General features: G+C 48.9%; 16 protein-coding genes. 6 read left to right on the top strand and 10 right to left on the bottom strand.

Features of this window, described 5'->3' with window-relative positions; translation table 11 throughout:
- Positions 1-129 precede the first annotated feature (129 nt).
- The 3 genes from AC286M_RS06015 (at position 130) to AC286M_RS06005 (ending at position 3,401) form a co-directional block, all read left to right on the top strand.
- Positions 130-681: a GNAT family N-acetyltransferase gene (locus AC286M_RS06015; protein WP_488203506.1), complete on the top strand. Its 552-nt coding sequence runs from the start codon at positions 130-132 to the stop codon at positions 679-681.
- A gap of 494 nt (positions 682-1,175) precedes the next feature.
- On the top strand, positions 1,176-2,147 hold the full coding sequence (locus AC286M_RS06010) for an IS1/IS1595 family N-terminal zinc-binding domain-containing protein (protein ID WP_488203505.1): 972 nt from the start codon (positions 1,176-1,178) through the stop codon (positions 2,145-2,147).
- Positions 2,148-2,183: 36 nt separating this feature from the next.
- Positions 2,184-3,401 (top strand): IS256 family transposase, encoded by a 1,218-nt coding sequence (locus AC286M_RS06005; RefSeq protein ID WP_488202914.1) that lies wholly within the window; start codon positions 2,184-2,186, stop codon positions 3,399-3,401.
- Between the two features lie 335 nt (positions 3,402-3,736).
- On the opposite strand, the gene AC286M_RS06000 is transcribed toward AC286M_RS06005, so the two are convergent.
- The 6 genes from AC286M_RS06000 to AC286M_RS05975 form a co-directional block, all read right to left on the bottom strand.
- The gene (locus AC286M_RS06000; RefSeq protein WP_488203504.1) at positions 3,737-3,934 is read right to left on the bottom strand and encodes a hypothetical protein; all 198 of its coding nucleotides are present in this window, start codon (positions 3,932-3,934) and stop codon (positions 3,737-3,739) included.
- A gap of 52 nt (positions 3,935-3,986) precedes the next feature.
- A complete protein-coding gene (locus AC286M_RS05995) occupies positions 3,987-5,657 on the bottom strand; it encodes a GMC oxidoreductase (protein ID WP_488203503.1) in 1,671 nt (556 codons plus the stop codon).
- A 135-nt stretch (positions 5,658-5,792) separates the two neighbouring features.
- Complete coding sequence (locus AC286M_RS05990; protein ID WP_488203502.1) at positions 5,793-6,221, bottom strand: hypothetical protein; 429 nt, start codon at positions 6,219-6,221, stop codon at positions 5,793-5,795.
- Complete coding sequence (locus AC286M_RS05985; protein WP_488203501.1) at positions 6,214-6,432, bottom strand: hypothetical protein; 219 nt, start codon at positions 6,430-6,432, stop codon at positions 6,214-6,216. The genes AC286M_RS05990 and AC286M_RS05985 overlap by 8 nt, the downstream gene beginning before the upstream one ends.
- A gap of 266 nt (positions 6,433-6,698) precedes the next feature.
- A complete protein-coding gene (locus AC286M_RS05980; RefSeq protein WP_488203500.1) occupies positions 6,699-7,193 on the bottom strand; it encodes a PIN domain-containing protein in 495 nt (164 codons plus the stop codon).
- Entirely contained in the window at positions 7,177-7,425 is a 249-nt protein-coding gene (locus AC286M_RS05975) for a UPF0175 family protein (RefSeq protein WP_488203499.1), read from the bottom strand. Before AC286M_RS05975 ends, AC286M_RS05980 begins: the two co-directional genes overlap by 17 nt.
- A 363-nt stretch (positions 7,426-7,788) precedes the next feature.
- On the opposite strand from AC286M_RS05975, the gene AC286M_RS05970 reads away from it, so the two are divergent.
- Together AC286M_RS05970 and AC286M_RS05965 are read left to right on the top strand one after the other, a co-directional pair.
- A complete protein-coding gene (locus AC286M_RS05970; RefSeq protein WP_488203498.1) occupies positions 7,789-8,034 on the top strand; it encodes a UPF0175 family protein in 246 nt (81 codons plus the stop codon).
- A complete protein-coding gene (locus tag AC286M_RS05965; RefSeq protein ID WP_488203497.1) occupies positions 8,031-8,531 on the top strand; it encodes a PIN domain-containing protein in 501 nt (166 codons plus the stop codon). The genes AC286M_RS05970 and AC286M_RS05965 overlap by 4 nt, the downstream gene beginning before the upstream one ends.
- Positions 8,532-9,185: 654 nt before the next feature.
- Here the strand turns inward: AC286M_RS05965 and AC286M_RS05960 are convergent.
- Entirely contained in the window at positions 9,186-9,695 is a 510-nt protein-coding gene (locus AC286M_RS05960) for a hypothetical protein (protein ID WP_488203496.1), read from the bottom strand.
- 49 nt (positions 9,696-9,744) lie between these two features.
- On the opposite strand from AC286M_RS05960, the gene AC286M_RS05955 reads away from it, so the two are divergent.
- Positions 9,745-11,115 (top strand): IS4 family transposase, encoded by a 1,371-nt coding sequence (locus AC286M_RS05955; protein ID WP_488202900.1) that lies wholly within the window; start codon positions 9,745-9,747, stop codon positions 11,113-11,115.
- Between the two features lie 542 nt (positions 11,116-11,657).
- Here the strand turns inward: AC286M_RS05955 and AC286M_RS05950 are convergent.
- The 3 genes from AC286M_RS05950 to gap form a co-directional block, all read right to left on the bottom strand.
- Positions 11,658-12,689: a DNA cytosine methyltransferase gene (locus AC286M_RS05950; protein WP_488203495.1), complete on the bottom strand. Its 1,032-nt coding sequence runs from the start codon at positions 12,687-12,689 to the stop codon at positions 11,658-11,660.
- Between the two features lie 324 nt (positions 12,690-13,013).
- Positions 13,014-15,410 (bottom strand): phosphoenolpyruvate synthase, encoded by a 2,397-nt coding sequence (gene ppsA, locus AC286M_RS05945; protein ID WP_488203494.1) that lies wholly within the window; start codon positions 15,408-15,410, stop codon positions 13,014-13,016.
- A gap of 261 nt (positions 15,411-15,671) precedes the next feature.
- Complete coding sequence (gene gap, locus AC286M_RS05940; protein ID WP_488203493.1) at positions 15,672-16,661, bottom strand: type I glyceraldehyde-3-phosphate dehydrogenase; 990 nt, start codon at positions 16,659-16,661, stop codon at positions 15,672-15,674.
- Positions 16,662-16,669 lie beyond the last annotated feature (8 nt).

The following is a 16,669-nucleotide window of genomic DNA, read 5'->3' as shown; positions in this document are numbered from 1 at the left end:
CAATTTCCAACCTGACCAATACTCAGCGTATCGAATACCGACAACTCAGACTTCTATTTGCAGAGTTAGCTCTGATGATAGGAGAACCGACTGAATATTTGAGCCGACAACGACAGACTGGATATAACGATGATAAAGATGCGAGTGGCCGACGAAGCCGATGTGATGGAATTAGCGGACTTGTACCGTCAAACCGTTGTGACCCATGCGACCCAGCACTATACGCCCGCTCAAATGGCAGCCTGGGCCTCCTCTGCAACCGATTTAGAGCAGTTTCGACGGTTTATTTTGGATGTGACGACCTACGTTGCAGAAGACGAGACGGGAATGGTGGGCTTTGCTGGAATTGGTTCCAATGGTCATGTGGCGTCGGCCTATGTGCGGCATGACTGTCTTCATCGGGGAATTGGTTCAGCGTTGATGAAGGCAGTACTGGATCATGCCGAGCGTCACCAGATTCCACGCCTCTATGCGGAAGCGAGTGAGTTTAGCCTGGGATTGTTTCAGAAATTTGGATTTCGTCTATATGACACGGAAGTTGTCACTCGTCAGGGAGTCGAGTTTTGCCGCTATTTGGTGGAGTATTGTGCGAGTGATGTCTGTTCGTCTCATACTGAAGGGGAACGCCGAAATATAACAGCAGCAATAAGCAAGAGAACTATCGACACTGCATCAAAATAAATAACCCGCTGAATTCCCGGCGTTAAGTTCGGGGTAGTTATACATAATCCAATAAAAGCAAGCTTACTGACTACAGCAGCAGTAATAACTACCATCCGCAGATGATAGAAAAATGCTCCATAAACTAAGGCAGCACCAAGCACCCCTAACATGACTTGGCGATGCCTTACTAGCAGCAAGACAGCATCATCTTTAAAAGCAACATTGTATAAAGATGTAATTCCATTTGGATTTAATGCAGTGATAACCGGAGAAGCTGTAATCACACCAATGACTACTAGGATTGCCACCGCTGTATTTCGGCTTAATTTAGACATTGAAGTTTTTACTAAAAGCGATTACACAGAAAATACTATGCTTAATGGCTAAGTTGAGCGGCTATCGTCTGGCTCTGCAACAATACTAAATTAAACTTGGTTGTCTGCTTCAACAGACTGGCACTGGTCGTCTAGAGGGTGATTGCTAAGATGGATGTGATGCATTGGTTTTAGGCAATGAGATGTCCGCGCTGCCAGAGTGAACAAACCGTAAAGAATGGCACAGCCACCCTCAAGGATGGGAGTCGTCAACAACGATATTTATGCAGGCAGTGCCGAAAACGATTCAACGAACGCACCCATACGCCGATGGCTCGCTTAAGAACTGCCCCAGCCATTGTAGCCGCTGCCATCAACGTACGGGGTGAAGGACTCGGAGTGAGAGCCACCGGGCGTTCATTCGCGAAGTCTCATTCGACCATCATCAATTGGGAGCGGCGGTTGGCAGGTCATATCGACCACTGGTCGCCCCCTGCACCAGCGGAGTTGGATGTGACGCTCGAAGGCGATGAAGTCTATACCCGTGTAGGGCAGAACCTTCCCCCCGGTGAGAGCGAAGGCTGGACAATTCATTTCATCGAACGAGACAGCCGCTACTGGGTTGAAGCTCGAGCGGGTCGCAAGGATAAGGAGTTGTTTGAAACCGGGACGGCAGCAGCGTGGGGTTGGGCGAAGTCAGCCCGGTTCATTCGCTGGTTCACCGATGGGGAGCGGCGCTATGGGTTGGCCTTATGGAAACTTGCCAGCGTTTGGCTCAAGCGTACAGAGACCCCTGCGAGTTACCCGCACCGCAAGGTTTGGAGATTTGGCTTAGAAGTGGCGATGAAAGTGAAGGGGTCTCAAGGCAGGCGGCGGGTTGTATGGGTGAAGTCGGAGCATCCCTATACAGCACTGAGTCCTGTCAATGGAGTGCATGCGAACCACAACGAGGCACACAATGCAGCCATCCGACGACGAGCCAGTGCCTACCGACGGCGGCAGAATCTCTATGCCAAGACGGTGGACGCACTGCAACGGGTGTTGGACGTGCAGCGCTTGCTGCATAACTGGGTTCGGCCTCATTGGAGCCTCGGCGGCAATACCACACCCGCGATGGCGATGGGCTATTGTAGGGATTGTAAATTAGATTGTGTCAAAGGTCAGAGATGAGATCTAATGAACTATTGAACCTAAGAGACTCGTACTATGACTTTTCGACCTGAACTCCTGGATGAATTGCTTAAAGGCTATCAGAATCCCGAAGACCTGCTGGGGGATGGAGGGATTCTTAAGCAGCTCACGGCGGCTTTGGTGGAACGCTGCTTGAATGCGGAAATGAAAACCCATCTGGACGAGCAACAGGCGGAGCCTGAAAGCGACGTCAAGCCAACTCGTAACCGCCGCAACGGCCACAGCAAGAAGACCATCAAAGGGGAGTTTGGAGAAGCTCAAATCAATGTTCCCCGTGACCGCAACAGTGAGTTTGAACCCATCATCGTCAAGAAGGGGCAGACCCGCTTCGAGGGCTTTGATGACAAGATCTTGTCCCTCTATGCCAGGGGCATGAGTACCCGTGACATTCAGGCTCAACTGCAAGACCTGTATGGCGTTGAGGTCTCAGCCGGGCTGATCTCGAACGTCACGGATGCGGTTGAAACGGAGCGTAAAATTTGGCAAAATCGCGCGCTCGACCCGGTTTATCCCATCGTCTATTTTGATGCCATCGTGGTCAAAGTCAGACAAGACGGGCGGGTGATCAACAAAGCGATTCACTTGGCGCTTGGGGTTAACTTGTCTGGCACCAAAGAACTCTTGGGGATGTGGATGACCCAGAACGAGTCTGCCAAATTTTGGCTTCAAGTGCTCACAGAGCTGCAAAATAGGGGTCTCAAAGACATCTTCATCGCTTGCTGTGATGGCCTCACTGGCTTTCCCGATGCCATTGAAGCGGTCTTTGCTCAAACCCAGGTGCAGTTGTGCATTGTTCACATGGTACGAAATTCACTCCGCTATGTGTCCTACAAAGACCGTAAGGCGGTTGCAGCAGACCTCAAGCTGATTTACACGGCCAGCACTGAGACTGAAGCAGAGCAGCGCTTAGTTGAGTTTGCCGAGCAGTGGGACCAGCAATATCCAACCATTAGCAGGTCTTGGCTTCATCATTGGCAGCGGATTATTCCCTTCTTTGCTTTTTCACCGGAGATTCGTAAAGCAATCTATACGACCAATGCGATTGAATCGATGAATATGACTCTTAGAAAGGTGATTAAAAACCACCGAGCTTTTCCAACCGATGAATCTGCCCTAAAAGTTATCTACTTGGCAATTCAAAATATTGCCAAAAAGTGGACCATGCCCATTCGCGACTGGAAACCCGCTCTCAACCGCTTCGCGATTGAATTCAGCGATCGCTTTCCAACTTGAGTTTTTACCTTTGACACAATCTATTTGACATACCCCTATTGTAATCGCCCCATCTCAACCCACGAACTCCTGACCACGCAAGGTCTACACTCTATCACCTTTTAGCCGACCAGTGCCCAACAGACTCGTCCTGCTGCACAGCTAACAATATATTACTCAAAACCTCACTTAACTGTGTTGTCAAAGCACTGAACAGTACCCTTCCAATCCTTGTCCTTCATGAATGTCTCGGTGTAGTTGTTGTCTGTGTAAGTGGGTTGGCATAGATAAACGCAAAGTGCGATCGCACTTCTTTCTCAACTCAACAGAAATGCGATCGCACCTCCGCTTTTGAGTCATGTTCTAGAGAAATGAGATCGCACCTCCACCTTCGAGCCAGGCTCTGGGGAGATGCGATCGCACCTCCACTTTTGAGCCAGGCTCTGGGGAGATGCGATCGCACCTTCATCTTTGAGCCATGCTTTGGAGAAGTGCGATCGCACTTCCACTTTTGAGTCATGTTCTGGGGAACTGCGATCGCACTTCTTTCTCAACTCAATAGAACTGCGATCGCAGTTCTATTGAGTAATGCACTGCTATAAGAAATCAGCTGAGATGTTGCGACAGCCGTAGCGCTAGAGCAGCCAGCGTCCGAACCGGGTTCGCTGTAGAACTGAGGGGCATCACCGACATATCGCAGACATAGAGCTGCTGCGTACCCACAACCCGCAGATCCTCATCAACCACTGAGTTGGCGGCGAACGGAGAGTCTAGTGCGGGTCGATAGGGCATCCGCAAGCTGCCAGCCGCGTGATGCACCGTTCCCCAACCAAACCCTTTGCCGCCCTGTCCATAGAAACCATTCGGTTGCGCCGTTTGGCCATTGATTTGAAACTGCCCGAAAACTTGCCCCGTCAACTGGTTCAACACGTTCCAGATATCCTGGGGACTCTTTTGCCACCCAGCAAATGCTGGCAGCCGCGAACCCGCCAGATAGTCCACCCAGCTTTGGTTACGGAATACAACCTCCGGCACGTAGCCAAACGGTGGGGCAGGCTTCACCTCGTTGTTCTCGTCCAGACAGTTGCCAAAGCTAAACTTAATATCGATCCGGGCACCGCCACCGCTTGGCCTGGGGCCAGCCTCCTGCGGGTCATTCTCTCGCAAATGCCAGTATTCGTGGTTGATATTCATCTCGATATTGAACGGGTAGCGGATTTGGTTGTTGCCGTCTCGCAACCCCTTCGAGTAGAAGATAATCTTGGCGTGGTCGTCTGCCCGCAAGGGAACGCCACCAATGCTGGTAGCAAAGGTCGTCACTTCGGTTGTGGTCGGATGGTCGGTTAATCCTCGACCCACTAAATCCTTCACCGACTGCGGTAGCGAGGGATATAGGCTAGAGCGGCGCAGCAGCTTCGGGCTTTCGATGGAGCCAGCCGCTAGGATCACCTTACCCGCTTTGAAGATGCGGGCTGCTCCAGTTTGCGTATTACGAGCCACGATCTGGTAGTGGTTGCCATGATCCTGAACGTCTTCGACAAACTGATTTACCAGCAAGTGCAGACCTGGCCCATCGCCGTGACTTACTCCCGGTGTCAGGCCCAGTTGGTTAACCAGCAGCTCGGCAGTATTGAACACACCCGTCGGCTCTGTGAAGAATTGGTGGCTCGGCGTACCGTCTGCTTGCAGGTAGGGTTGGTGCAAGGCGCGAGGTGTTTCCTGGATGTGGAAGTCATTCGCGAGCGGCGACTGTCTTAACTGCTCAACAACAGCTTTGGCCGTCAATCCCATTGAGTGAGACTCATTCATGGTTTTCCCGGCCTGCTCCAGCAGTCCCCCTGCCAGGTCTTGCCGTACAGAGTCTGGAAAGTAATCGAGTTCCCAGTCCTGCACGGCGGGAATGAGGCCAGACCAGAAGATTGATCGACCACCAAAGTTGAGCTGTGGTTTTTCGCCAATATAGTTTTGGCTTGTGTTGTTGCCAGCCTGCCAGAACGTGTCGCAGCCAAAGTGTTTGGCGAGACTGAAGTTGGGGAAACGGGAAAAGTTGTAGACGTGGGTGGGATACAGAAACGAACCTGCTTCCAAAACGAGAATGCGCTGCTGTGAACCCAGGCGCTCAGCTAGGTCATCGGCTAGAATACCGCCACCCATACCTGAACCGACAATGATGATATCGAAATCATCCCGAGAGCCTAGGTATTGCAAAAACAGGCGTTCTCTAGCTGCGGTTTCTTCTGAGACAAAATTAACGTATGTAGAAGGATTGAACACCATAAGCTTCTCAAGTTTAGAAGTCTAGACTGCACGGGCATGGTCTCCCCCAAAACGGTCAGCGGGGTGGAGATCTTACTTAGCAGTTTGGCGAACAATCCCATGCTTGGGCGGCACCCATGCGGGTACTTTACCTTACTAATCGCTGCCAACTTGTTTAGGGCGAACTTCAAATTCAGAACGCGCACGGAAGAAGCAAACATCAAACTCAAAGAAGAAATTAGCTTGCCCCAAGATCAAAGGCACATTAGGCGCTTGTGTCCAAGCAAATGCGAGATCAACGGTGGGAAACGGATTGACTTGAGCATCAATAACGACTGCACGAGCTTCAAATCGAGCCAGGTTTCCTGCAAGTACAACCGAAAGTGTTTCGTTCTCCCAGATTAAGCCCAGTTGTAGGCCCAACTCGTAAGGCAGAACATTAACACTTGCACCTGTATCTAGTAAGCCTTCGGTGTTGAGGGATTGATCATTTAGGCTGAGCGTCAAAGGCAGATAGGCCATTCGATCAACCATGCCAAGACTGCTGTCAATGATTTTGTAGGGAAATCTTTGAGCGTCAACCATTCTTCTCTTGCTGCTTTGTCGCCAGAAGATTCATCAAGACATTGGCGGCTTCGGAGCAATTGTAGGGCGACCAGACGGGATATTCTTGGTTTGCAACAAAAAAGTTTGCATCTTCTTCTTTGATCAGCTCTGCTGTAAGAAACTGCATTAGCCGAAGCTTGTCAATTTTTGGAAGCTCCTGGATTTGTGACATGAGTTCAGCTAATGACATCTAAGAATCTCCTCGCTTGAGGTTCAATGAAAAATTCAGGCTGCTAAGTAATCGCATTGATGTGATAGCGCTAGCATCTATAGTCTATCAACATCCCAATGAAACGGAGGAGTTAAAGATAGCAGTAGGATGCAAAGCGCGATCGCACTTCTTTCCAACAAAACAAACTGCGATCGCGCTTTTCTAAATTGCCAAGAATTTTGCGATCGCAGGCGAGGCAACGCTGCTAGCGCTGTACTCTATTTAATCTTCAGTTATAGCGTTCCCTATAGTTCGTCACTTTCCTGTAGGATCTGGGCCAGTAATGCTGGAGCAATCCGAAAGTTTGCATCTTGTTGTAAGCGTTCAATCACAGCTTTGATAGAGGGGACGCTTCCTTCATGCCAACCTCTTAGCAAAACTCCTAAGATGCCTGTGATGCCTAGTCCTAAAGCTCTGGCTGCTTGTCGGGCTTCCTTTTCATCGAGCAAAATTTTGTCGGCAGATAATTCAACTGCCAGGGCAATGGCTTCAGATTCGCCTTGATGCAGATCGCGCCGCAGGAGGCTGACTAATGCTGTGTTTTCCACTGCCTGAGAAATTAGCCACCCCTCATTGATGGCGACTTGTAGGGCACGAGAACCGGGCAGATCTTCATTGATTTTCAACTCGGTCAAAACTGCCGCAGGAATGTAGACTTGACCAAATTGCTGAGGCAGCAGGAACAAATGCTCAACGATCGCCAAATTGAGCAGGGGCGAGGTGTTACTGATGACGGGCATAATCTAGGTCTTCTGCGAGTTCGGTCTCGGAGTAATGCCGAGGGATGTTCCGTTCGCCTAGAAGCTGGCTAAATTGGCGATGGTCAAGGTTGGCAAGTTCGAGGGCTTTGCCGAAGGTCAATAGTTCTTGGGCATAGAGGGCGATCGCAAGCTCTTTAAGTAGTTCGGCTTCGATACGGTTTTCGGGCAATCGGATGGATTGGATGATGGTTTCAGGGATAGGTAATTCCATTGGCTTAATTCTCCAGAATTCTACGGTTGTGGATTGAAATAGTGATTTGCGTTGCGGCAGCTTAAGAGTAGAGGTCTGAGTTTAATTATAGAAATCTGGTTTTTGAGCCAGTCTAAGTTAGGGAGTACCAAGTGGGGCATTAATTGGATCTAGCTGCCCTTCTCTAAAATATCTGCTATTTTCACGACTTAATAAAACAGCGATCGCAGACGGAGCAACGCTGCGATCGCTGTATTCTATCCCGTCAGTTCATCTGTTGCTTCAGCGTCAAAAAATTCAAAAACCTCGTTCGCTGGCCTGGGCAGGACACAGACATTGCTGCCTCAGAAGCATAAAATAGTAGGAGTAGCAAGGAATTTGGCCATGAGCGTTATTGTCCCTGACGAAATTTTAACTGCGACTCGCATGTCTGAGGCTGAAATGCGTCAGGAAATTGCTGTTATGCTCTTTCAACAGGAAAAGTTGACTCTTGCTCAAGCCAGTCGGTTTGCGGGGATGCACCGTGTTGTCTTTCAGCACCTACTCGCCAGCCGCCATATCCCAGTACATTACGGAGTAGAGGATTTTGAGCAGGACGTGCAAAATCTGCGGGAGATGGGCAGATTGTGATTGTTGTCAGTGATACATCACCCATCAACAATCTTGCTGCAATCAATCACCTCTATCTTCTTCATCAACTGTATGGAACGGTTTTTATTCCCGAAGCCGTGTATCGAGAACTAATCGATCCCAATTTTCCTGTTGCAGGTGCGACTGAAGTACAAACCTTTGATTGGATTCAAGCTCGTTCTATTAGCGATCGCACCCTTGTTGAAGCACTCAGCAACGAACTGGATATTGGAGAAGCGGAAGCGATCGCTCTGGCAGTTGAGGTTCAAGCCGATCAAGTTCTAATTGATGAACGCCGAGGTCGGCTAGTCGCAAATAGGCTGAATCTCCGTTACACAGGCATTCTAGGAATCTTAGTCGAAGCAAAAAGTCAAGGCTTAATTGTTGAGGTAAAACCTCTGTTGGATGCGTTGATCAATGAAGCTGGATTTTGGATTGCAGAACCTTTATACAACAGAGTTTTGCGGCTTGTTAATGAGATCAATATAGATCTGTGATCGCACCTCTGCCACAATTCGGTAAAACTGCGATCGCACTTCCCTAAATTACCAATAATTTTGCGATCGCACCTTCACCACAATTGGGTAGACCTGCGATCGCACATTTCTAAATTGCCTAGGAATTTTGCGATCGCACTTCTTTCACAACTAAATGAGAGTGCGCTCGCATTCTTCAAAATGCTAACTACGCGATCGCACCTTTGCCACAACTAGACAGAATTGCGATCGCACTTTTTTCGCGGCCCAATAGAAATGCGATCACACATTCCTAAATTGTCTAATAGTTTTGCGATCGCACCTCTTGTATGACTCAATAGAAATGCGATCGCACATTTTTAAATTGTTCAAGAATTTTGCGATCGCACTTCTGTTGAGTCATACAAGAGGTGCGATCGAAGCATTGCCACAATTAGGTAGAACTGAGATCGCGGTTGGGATAACGCTGCTAGGGTTGTAATATATTCCGTCAGTACATCTGCTGCTTCAGCATCAAAAAGCTCAATCGCTAACGATTGAGCTTTTTGATGCTGAAGCAGATAACTGCCAGCTTTTGCATATCATCTTAAGCGGTCAGCTTCAACGATTTGTTATGTTCTTCTTGTTCACCTTTAACCTTTAATATTTTTTCAACAAAGTGAGCGTTCGCTGTTCCTAAAGATTTTTACTTAGGAATAGCTCTTCGGAAGGAACCCAGCCTCTTGCATAGCTATCTGCCATTTCTAACCAAGTGGAAATTCGCTCCTCAACAGGCAAAACTCTTCCCCAATATTCTTCAAAGAGAGCATCTTCAAGCGCTATAGTGGCTGTACGCATTTCATCTTCTATATCAGCCAATGCTCGTTGGAGATAATTTCCTCCTCGTTCTTGATTTGCTCTAAGTGCGACACTTCCTGCGGAAAATAAATCACGAGCCTGCGGACATAGAACTCCTCTATAAGTAAGCATATAACTCACAGCATCCGAGTATTTATCCTTAGAGCGAGAAGGTTTTACTATTTGGGGGCAAAGTATCGCTGCCTCAGCACGAAGTTGGCGCTTCTCTTGTCTACTAAGATTCATATAAATCCTAACTTGGAGAGGCAAAGAGTGAGATTGTTCTTCTCTTTCTTCAAGCCACCATAGTCGAATGGCACTGACATAAGAGAGCAAAAAAGGCTTCAAGCGCCTGATTTGTCAGAATCAAACCGTTGAAGCCCATAACCTTGCCTCTATGATGCCGAATCGTGCGGACGTTCTCAAGGCCAACTATCAGAGCAGCATCGGTCTACCCTTTGCTGAGATGCTGCCGGAAGCAGAGATTGAAACTGTGCTGAGCGAGCAGGGAATCCGATATCGACAAGTCCTCTACACTCCCATGGTCGTCCTGTGGAGTTGGCTCTCCCAAGTGCTGGATGCCGACAGCAGTCTCAGCCATGCAGTCAAGCGAGTGGTGACCTGGATGAGCGTGTCGGGATTGGAGGTGCCCTCAGCCGATACCGGGGGCTATAGTAAAGCACGAAAACGCCTTCCCGAGTCGATATTTCCGCCCCTGTTCGAGCGGGTGGTGAGGGCGTTGCAGCGCCAAGTCTCCCCAGAGCAACGCTGGTGTGGCCGTCCGGTTAAAGCCTTTGATGCGACGACGGTCTTGATGAGTGACACGCAGGCCAACCAAGCCGAGTATCCTCAACACAGCAATCAGAAAGAGGGCTGCGGCTTTCCGATTCTCAAACTCCAAGTGTGGTTTTGTGTCACCACGGGAGCGGTTATGGCCGTGGCGATGGCTCCGTTGCGGGTGAGTGAATGGCGTCTAGCCCGCCAACTCTATCAGAAACTGCGCCCCGAGGATGTGGTGGTGGCCGATTCAGCCTATGGCACCTATGTAGATTTGGCCTGGGTCGCCCGGATGGGAGCCGATGCTGTCTTTCGCAAGCATCATCAGCGCCGCTGCGATTTCAGACGGGGCAAAAAACTGGGCATTGGCGATCACATCGTCCGCTGGCAGCGCCCGAAGCAATGCCCTCAAGCCCTCAAGCCGCAGGAGTTCGAGGCTCTGGCGGCATCCATTGAGGTGCGGGAAGTGTATCTCTTCATTCAGGTTCCTGGGTTTCGCCCGACCAACTTTGTGGTGGTAACGACGCTACTCGATCCCAACCGCTATCCCAAAGCTAAACTTGCCGAACTCTATCAGCTCCGCTGGCAGGCCGCCGAAGTTAATCTCCGGCATCTCAAAACCACCTTAGCCATGGAGATGATTGCTGCCAAAACACCCACCATGGTGAGCAAAAGTATTTGGGTGCATCTGTTGGCCTACAATCTGCTTCGCACCCTGATGTGGGAGGCGACAGCCGACGGCGAGGTCGGGGTGTTGCGAGTCTCTCTACAAGGTGCTCGGCAACAGTTCAATCACTTCCGGCCTGAGTTGCTGCATCTAGCTCCATCCGAACGACGGCGAGGCTACCAGGCCTTGTTAAACGTGGTGCGAGAGTTGGTGATTCCGTTTCGACCCAACCGTTCAGAACCCCGAGTTGTAAAGCGCCGTCCCAAACCGTTCCCAAGAATGCAGGAACCTCGCTCCGTCTTGAAAGCCAGGTTGCTAGCTTGATACAGCTTATGTCAGTGCCATTCCACCATAGTCTTTCTCCAGGCTTCAGTCTCTTCCTTGCATAAGCTCTGACATAAATCATCTTTTGCTCATCTGAAGCAGTGGAGAATTCTTCGTAGGTTGTTCCCATTTTCTGAAATAGACTTTCTTCCGCAGTCATATCAACTTCAAACCTAGGAACATGGGAAGTCCTAACATGCATAACACAGTCATCATACTTTCCCCAACGAACTTCTGGTGTGCCGCCCATCTTTCCAAAAATCACATATATGTGTTCAACTGATGGGTCACGCATACCTTCAAATATGCTGTTTGCAATACTTCTCCACGAATCGCTAGTCGTAAATTTAACCTCAACACCGAATTCTCCTAATGGAATGTCCGGAAAAATATGAGGATGAGGTTCGTAGTTAACGGTCAAGCCCGATAATGCAAGAGTATTTCTTACTGCATCCTCGAACTGTTTTGAAGTTGCGAATTTTCCTTGAAGAGAAATAGTTTGATTAAGCAGACTAACAACCTCAGAGATGATGGCTTCAAATTCAGCAATATTCATCTGTTTGGTTTAATGCTTTTATAACTGCACCGCCAATATACCAAGCCAAAACAGGTGGGACAGCGTTACCAACTTGCCTCTCTGTTTCACGAAGTTTTGATTGAAAAATAAAATCATCAGGAAATGACTGAATTCTAGCAGCCTCCCGCATTGAAATTCGCCTTTTTTTCTTGTAATGAAATTGTATGTTTCCATGACACTCAGCACGTATAGTATATCCAGGTCTGTCAGCCTTTAAGTACCTACTTCCTTGATCTGGACTACGGTTTGCCTTACTCCAAATATGATTAATAGATTCACTCTCTGGTACTTCTTCTAAATCTTCTAAAGCTTGTTTGGCTGTAACATAATCCTGTTTCACATAAACTGCTTTCGGATGAGTGAAGTCTATCCCCTGTTTTGTACCGACGATAAAAACACGATCTCTAGTTTGAGGAACCCCAAAATCCGCAGCATTGTAGAGCTTATAGGTGACTTGATAGCCAATGTCTTTGAAGTCTGACAACACTTTATCTAAGGACTCTTTATTATTTTTCATAAGCAATCCTCTAACATTTTCAGCCACAAAAATCTTAGGGCTTAACCTCTTAACAACATCAACCATTGCTCTATAAAGACCACTTCGAGATCCATAGATACCTGCACGTTTTCCATTTACAGAAATATCTTGACATGGAAAACCACCAATAACTACATCAGCAGCATTTGGTAAAGTTTCCATGACATTCCAAATGTCGCCACAAATTATTTCTTTACCTAAATTATGCTTGTAAGTTTTACATGCAAATTCATTAATGTCATTTGCCCAGACAATGTTAAAGGGTAAAGGAGAGTACCATTTATCCAGAAATCTGAAACCACCAGAAAATCCCAAATCCATACCGCCGCAACCAGAAAATAGAGAAACAACTCTGGCTTGTTCTAATTTGGGATGTTGGTGTGTTTTAGTCCTAAACGTACCATCTAAAGGTGAGCTTCCAGCTATATCCAGGTCTTTAGCCCCTACATCCTGTAACATATTACGTCGTCCAAGTGCACACTGCTACATGCATATCACTGAGCTAAACCACCTTTTGCAGTTACACACTCAGTAATTACGCTCAATAGTATAGATGTTTTGGCATAAGAATGGAAGAATCCGCTAATTTGCCCATTGTAGAAGGGTGCGAGTTGAATTCTTTGCGCTAATCAATTAAACAGAAAGTTTGCTGTCTAATTTCCCGTTTTTAGGATATTAGACAGCAAATGTGATGGTTAATCGTGGTGATAACGGGGTGTTATCCGTCAAAAGCGTTGGATAGCATCCCCTATACCGGAGTTATCCAGCATCTAGTTACTCTAACTACTTCGCTAGTTCCTGCTCCTGTTCAGCAACCTGATGCATCGCCTGCACCACACTATCCGGATTGAGCGAAATCGAATCAATCCCACACCGCACCAAGAAAGCCGAAAAGTCAGGATAATCACTCGGCGCTTGGCCGCAGATGCCGACCTTGCAGTTGTGGTTGTGGGCTTTTTCAATCACCGTCTGAATCGCCTGCTTCACCGCCTCATCCCGCTCATCAAACAGGTCAGAGAGTTCCGACGAATCCCGATCCACACCCAAAACAAGCTGAGTCAGGTCATTACTGCCAATCGAGAAACCGTCAAACCGCTCAGCAAACTGATCGGCCAGGAACACATTCGCCGGAATTTCGCACATCACATAGATCTGCAAACCATTTTCGCCGCGTCGTAAACCATTTTCGGCTAGAACCTCCAGTACCTTATCCGCTTCCTGCACCCGCCGACAGAACGGAATCATAATGATTATGTTGTCAAAGCCCAGCACCTCGCGCACTTGCTTAATCGCTTTGCACTCCAGCGCAAACCCCGCCCGATAGCGATCGCTATAGTAGCGAGAAGCACCCCGGAAGCCCAGCATCGGGTTTGACTCCTTCGGTTCAAACGCTGATCCACCGATCAAATCCGCGTACTCATTGGTTTTGAAGTCACTCATCCGCACAATGACCGGATCGGGGTATTGAGAAGCCGCAATTTTGCCAATGCCGCGCGCCAGGTTATCGACAAAGTACTGTTTTTTATCTTTGTAACCCTTCGTTAGCTCCCGAATTTGCTTCCAGGCTTTGCGATCCTCTAGCTCATCATAGTGAACCAGCGCCATCGGGTGGATCTTAATCAGGTTGTTGATAATGAACTCCATCCGGGCCAGACCGATGCCCTGGGTCGGCAACTGCCACCAGCGGAACGCCGCCGAGGGACTGGCAATATTCATCATGATTTGAGTCTGAGTAGACGGCAGATTGCTAATATCCACATCCACCGTGTCATAGTCCAAAATGCCGCTGTAGACCTGCCCCTGGTCGCCTTCAGCACAGGAAATCGTCACTTCGTCATCGTCACTCAGCACCCGTGTGGCATCGCCAGTACCCACAATGGCCGGAATCCCCAGCTCACGGCTGACAATGGCCGCATGACACGTCCGACCACCGTAGTCCGTCACAATTCCGGCCACCCGCTTCATCACGGGCACCCAGTCGGGGTCAGTCATTTCCGTCACCAGAATGCTGCCGTCCTGTACCTGATCGATATCCTCGGCGCTGAGCACTCGACAAACCTTACCAGATGCGATCGCATCTCCAATACTCAAACCTGTGACAATGGTTTCGCCCTGTTCCTTCAGTTTGTAGCTCTTAAGGCTGCCAGCTTGCTTCTGGGACTGAACGGTTTCGGGACGAGCCTGCACGATAAACAGCTCGTCCGTGTCGCCATCCTTGGCCCACTCCATATCCATTGGGCAGCCGTAGTGTTGTTCAATCGCCTTAGCCCACTCCGCCAACTGCAAAATCTCGTCATCATTGAGGACAAAGGCATTGCGCTCTTTACCAGAGGTTTTGACATTGACGACGGCCTTGCTGTCTTCCTCGGCATAGATCATCTTTTGGGTTTTGGAACCCTTCGTTTTTTCGATGATTGGGCGATGCTCACCGTCCAGCAGTGGCTTAAAGACCGTGAACTGATCGGGTGTTACGGTGCCTTGCACCACGTTCTCGCCCAGACCCCAAGCGCCCGTAATCAGCGCCACATCTTCAAAGCCCGTTTCAGTGTCAATCGAAAACATCACGCCCGCGCTGGCTTTATCGGAGCGCACCATTTTCTGGACGCCAATCGACAGTGCCACGTCCATGTGGTCAAAGTCTTTCTCCTCACGGTAGCTGATAGCACGGTTGGTAAACAGAGACGCATAGCACTTGCGGCAGGCATTGAGCAGTTTCTTCTCTCCGGTCACATTGAGAAAGGTTTCCTGCTGTCCGGCAAAGCTCGCGTCCGGCAGGTCTTCAGCGGTAGCGCTACTGCGGACGGCGGTGTCTACTTCATCCACTTCGTAGCGACGGCTCAGCTCCCGATAAGCTTCACAAATGGCCTCGCGCAAGTCATCCGGAAAGGGAGCATCGTGAAACATGCGCCGAATCGCTTTGCCCGTCTCGGCTAGAGACTGCTTATCGTTTTCCAGCGCATGAAGCTGCGACTGGATCTGATCCTGTAGCTGATTGGCTTCAATGAAGGCCCAGTAAGCATCAGCGGTGGTGGCAAAGCCGTCCGGCACTCGCACTCCCTCATCCTTGAGTGAGCTAATCATTTCACCCAGGGATGCGTTTTTACCACCCACAATTTCAACATCTGTATTTTTTAACTGATCAAACCACTGAATGTAGAAATTTTCTGTTTGATTACTCATAATGATTTTAGAAGTTTGTAATGGGTTTACTAAATATTGAATCTACAAAAGATTGAATTTACAAAAGTGCGATCGCACGTTCTATTAAATTCCTTTCCTAGCAGTATGCACTTAGCGTAGTTATATAAATGCCCCGCTGTTACCACACCTTGTAAAAAGCGCAACGATTTCATCGCCGTCAACGAAAAAATTAAAGCCACAATTTTATGTGTTATGTAAGGGCGAATGGTTATTCGCCCCTACATGAGTAGAAAACCATCATCAAGCCGCTAAACGAACGGCTTCCTTGACCATTTGGCTAGCATAGCCCCATTCATTGTCATACCAGCTCATGACCTTGACCAGATCGCCATCGACAACTTTTGTCATCGTTAAGTCCACAATGGACGCACGCGAATCTTGCACGATGTCAGAGGAAACCAATGGCTCCTCGGTTATGCCCATCACGCCTTGATAGGTATCGCGTTCGGCTTCTTCCCGGAAGATATTGTTTACTTCATCTACATTGGTGGGGCGCTCGGTGACGAAAACAATATCGCAAATTGAACCGACTGGAATTGGCCCCCGGATGGCGGCACCGTCGAACTTGCCTTCATACTGCGGTAGAACTTGGGTAGTTGCGATCGCAGCTCCGGTACTGGTCGGCACAAAATTCGCGGCTCCGGCCCGACCTCGCCGCCACTTGCTGCTTGGTCCATCGACGATATTTTGCGACGTCGTATAGGCATGAACCGTCGTCATCATCGCTTTTTTGATCCCGATCCGGCGACCCAGCACTTCCACCACAGGCGTAATGCAGTTGGTCGTACAGCTTGCGCAGGAAACAATTGAATCGCCGTTGGCCTGATTAACGCCGTGAACAACGGTTTCAATGTCATCACTTTTGGCGGGAGCTGATAGTACGACCCGCTTTGCACCAGCTTGTAGATGCTTTTCTAAATCGGGACGCTTGCGAAAAATACCCGTGCATTCCAGCACGACATCAACCTTCATGTCTTTCCAAGGCAAATTCGCGGGATCCTTTTCGCTAAAGATAGGATAGGCGTGCCCATCAATGACAAGCTGATTATCCTCCGCTTTAACGGATCGGTTATAGCGACCGTAGACAGTATCGTACTTGAGCAAATACGCCAAATTAGCCACATCAACCAAGTCATTGATAGCAACCAGTTCTAGCTCAGGCGTATCCAGAATAATTTTTAAGGCGGCGCGGCCAATGCGGCCTAAGCCGTTAATCGCAATCCGGGGCATAGGCTTTC

Source organism: Thainema salinarum CENA647, assembly GCF_057732415.1.
This window is presented reverse-complemented; position numbering and strand designations above follow the sequence as displayed.

What these genes read in the sequence shown, in the direction of transcription:
- AC286M_RS06015 (WP_488203506.1), top strand. Translation starts at nt 130, where the DNA reads ATGATAAAGATGCGAGTGGCCGACGAAGCCGATGTGATGGAATTAGCG.
- AC286M_RS06010 (WP_488203505.1), top strand. Translation starts at nt 1,176, where the DNA reads ATGAGATGTCCGCGCTGCCAGAGTGAACAAACCGTAAAGAATGGCACA.
- AC286M_RS06005 (WP_488202914.1), top strand. Translation starts at nt 2,184, where the DNA reads ATGACTTTTCGACCTGAACTCCTGGATGAATTGCTTAAAGGCTATCAG.
- AC286M_RS05995 (WP_488203503.1), bottom strand. Translation starts at nt 5,657, where the DNA reads ATGGTGTTCAATCCTTCTACATACGTTAATTTTGTCTCAGAAGAAACC.
- AC286M_RS05990 (WP_488203502.1), bottom strand. Translation starts at nt 6,221, where the DNA reads ATGGTTGACGCTCAAAGATTTCCCTACAAAATCATTGACAGCAGTCTT.
- AC286M_RS05985 (WP_488203501.1), bottom strand. Translation starts at nt 6,432, where the DNA reads ATGTCATTAGCTGAACTCATGTCACAAATCCAGGAGCTTCCAAAAATT.
- AC286M_RS05980 (WP_488203500.1), bottom strand. Translation starts at nt 7,193, where the DNA reads ATGCCCGTCATCAGTAACACCTCGCCCCTGCTCAATTTGGCGATCGTT.
- AC286M_RS05975 (WP_488203499.1), bottom strand. Translation starts at nt 7,425, where the DNA reads ATGGAATTACCTATCCCTGAAACCATCATCCAATCCATCCGATTGCCC.
- AC286M_RS05970 (WP_488203498.1), top strand. Translation starts at nt 7,789, where the DNA reads ATGAGCGTTATTGTCCCTGACGAAATTTTAACTGCGACTCGCATGTCT.
- AC286M_RS05955 (WP_488202900.1), top strand. Translation starts at nt 9,745, where the DNA reads ATGATGCCGAATCGTGCGGACGTTCTCAAGGCCAACTATCAGAGCAGC.
- AC286M_RS05950 (WP_488203495.1), bottom strand. Translation starts at nt 12,689, where the DNA reads ATGTTACAGGATGTAGGGGCTAAAGACCTGGATATAGCTGGAAGCTCA.
- ppsA (WP_488203494.1), bottom strand. Translation starts at nt 15,410, where the DNA reads ATGAGTAATCAAACAGAAAATTTCTACATTCAGTGGTTTGATCAGTTA.
- gap (WP_488203493.1), bottom strand. Translation starts at nt 16,661, where the DNA reads ATGCCCCGGATTGCGATTAACGGCTTAGGCCGCATTGGCCGCGCCGCC.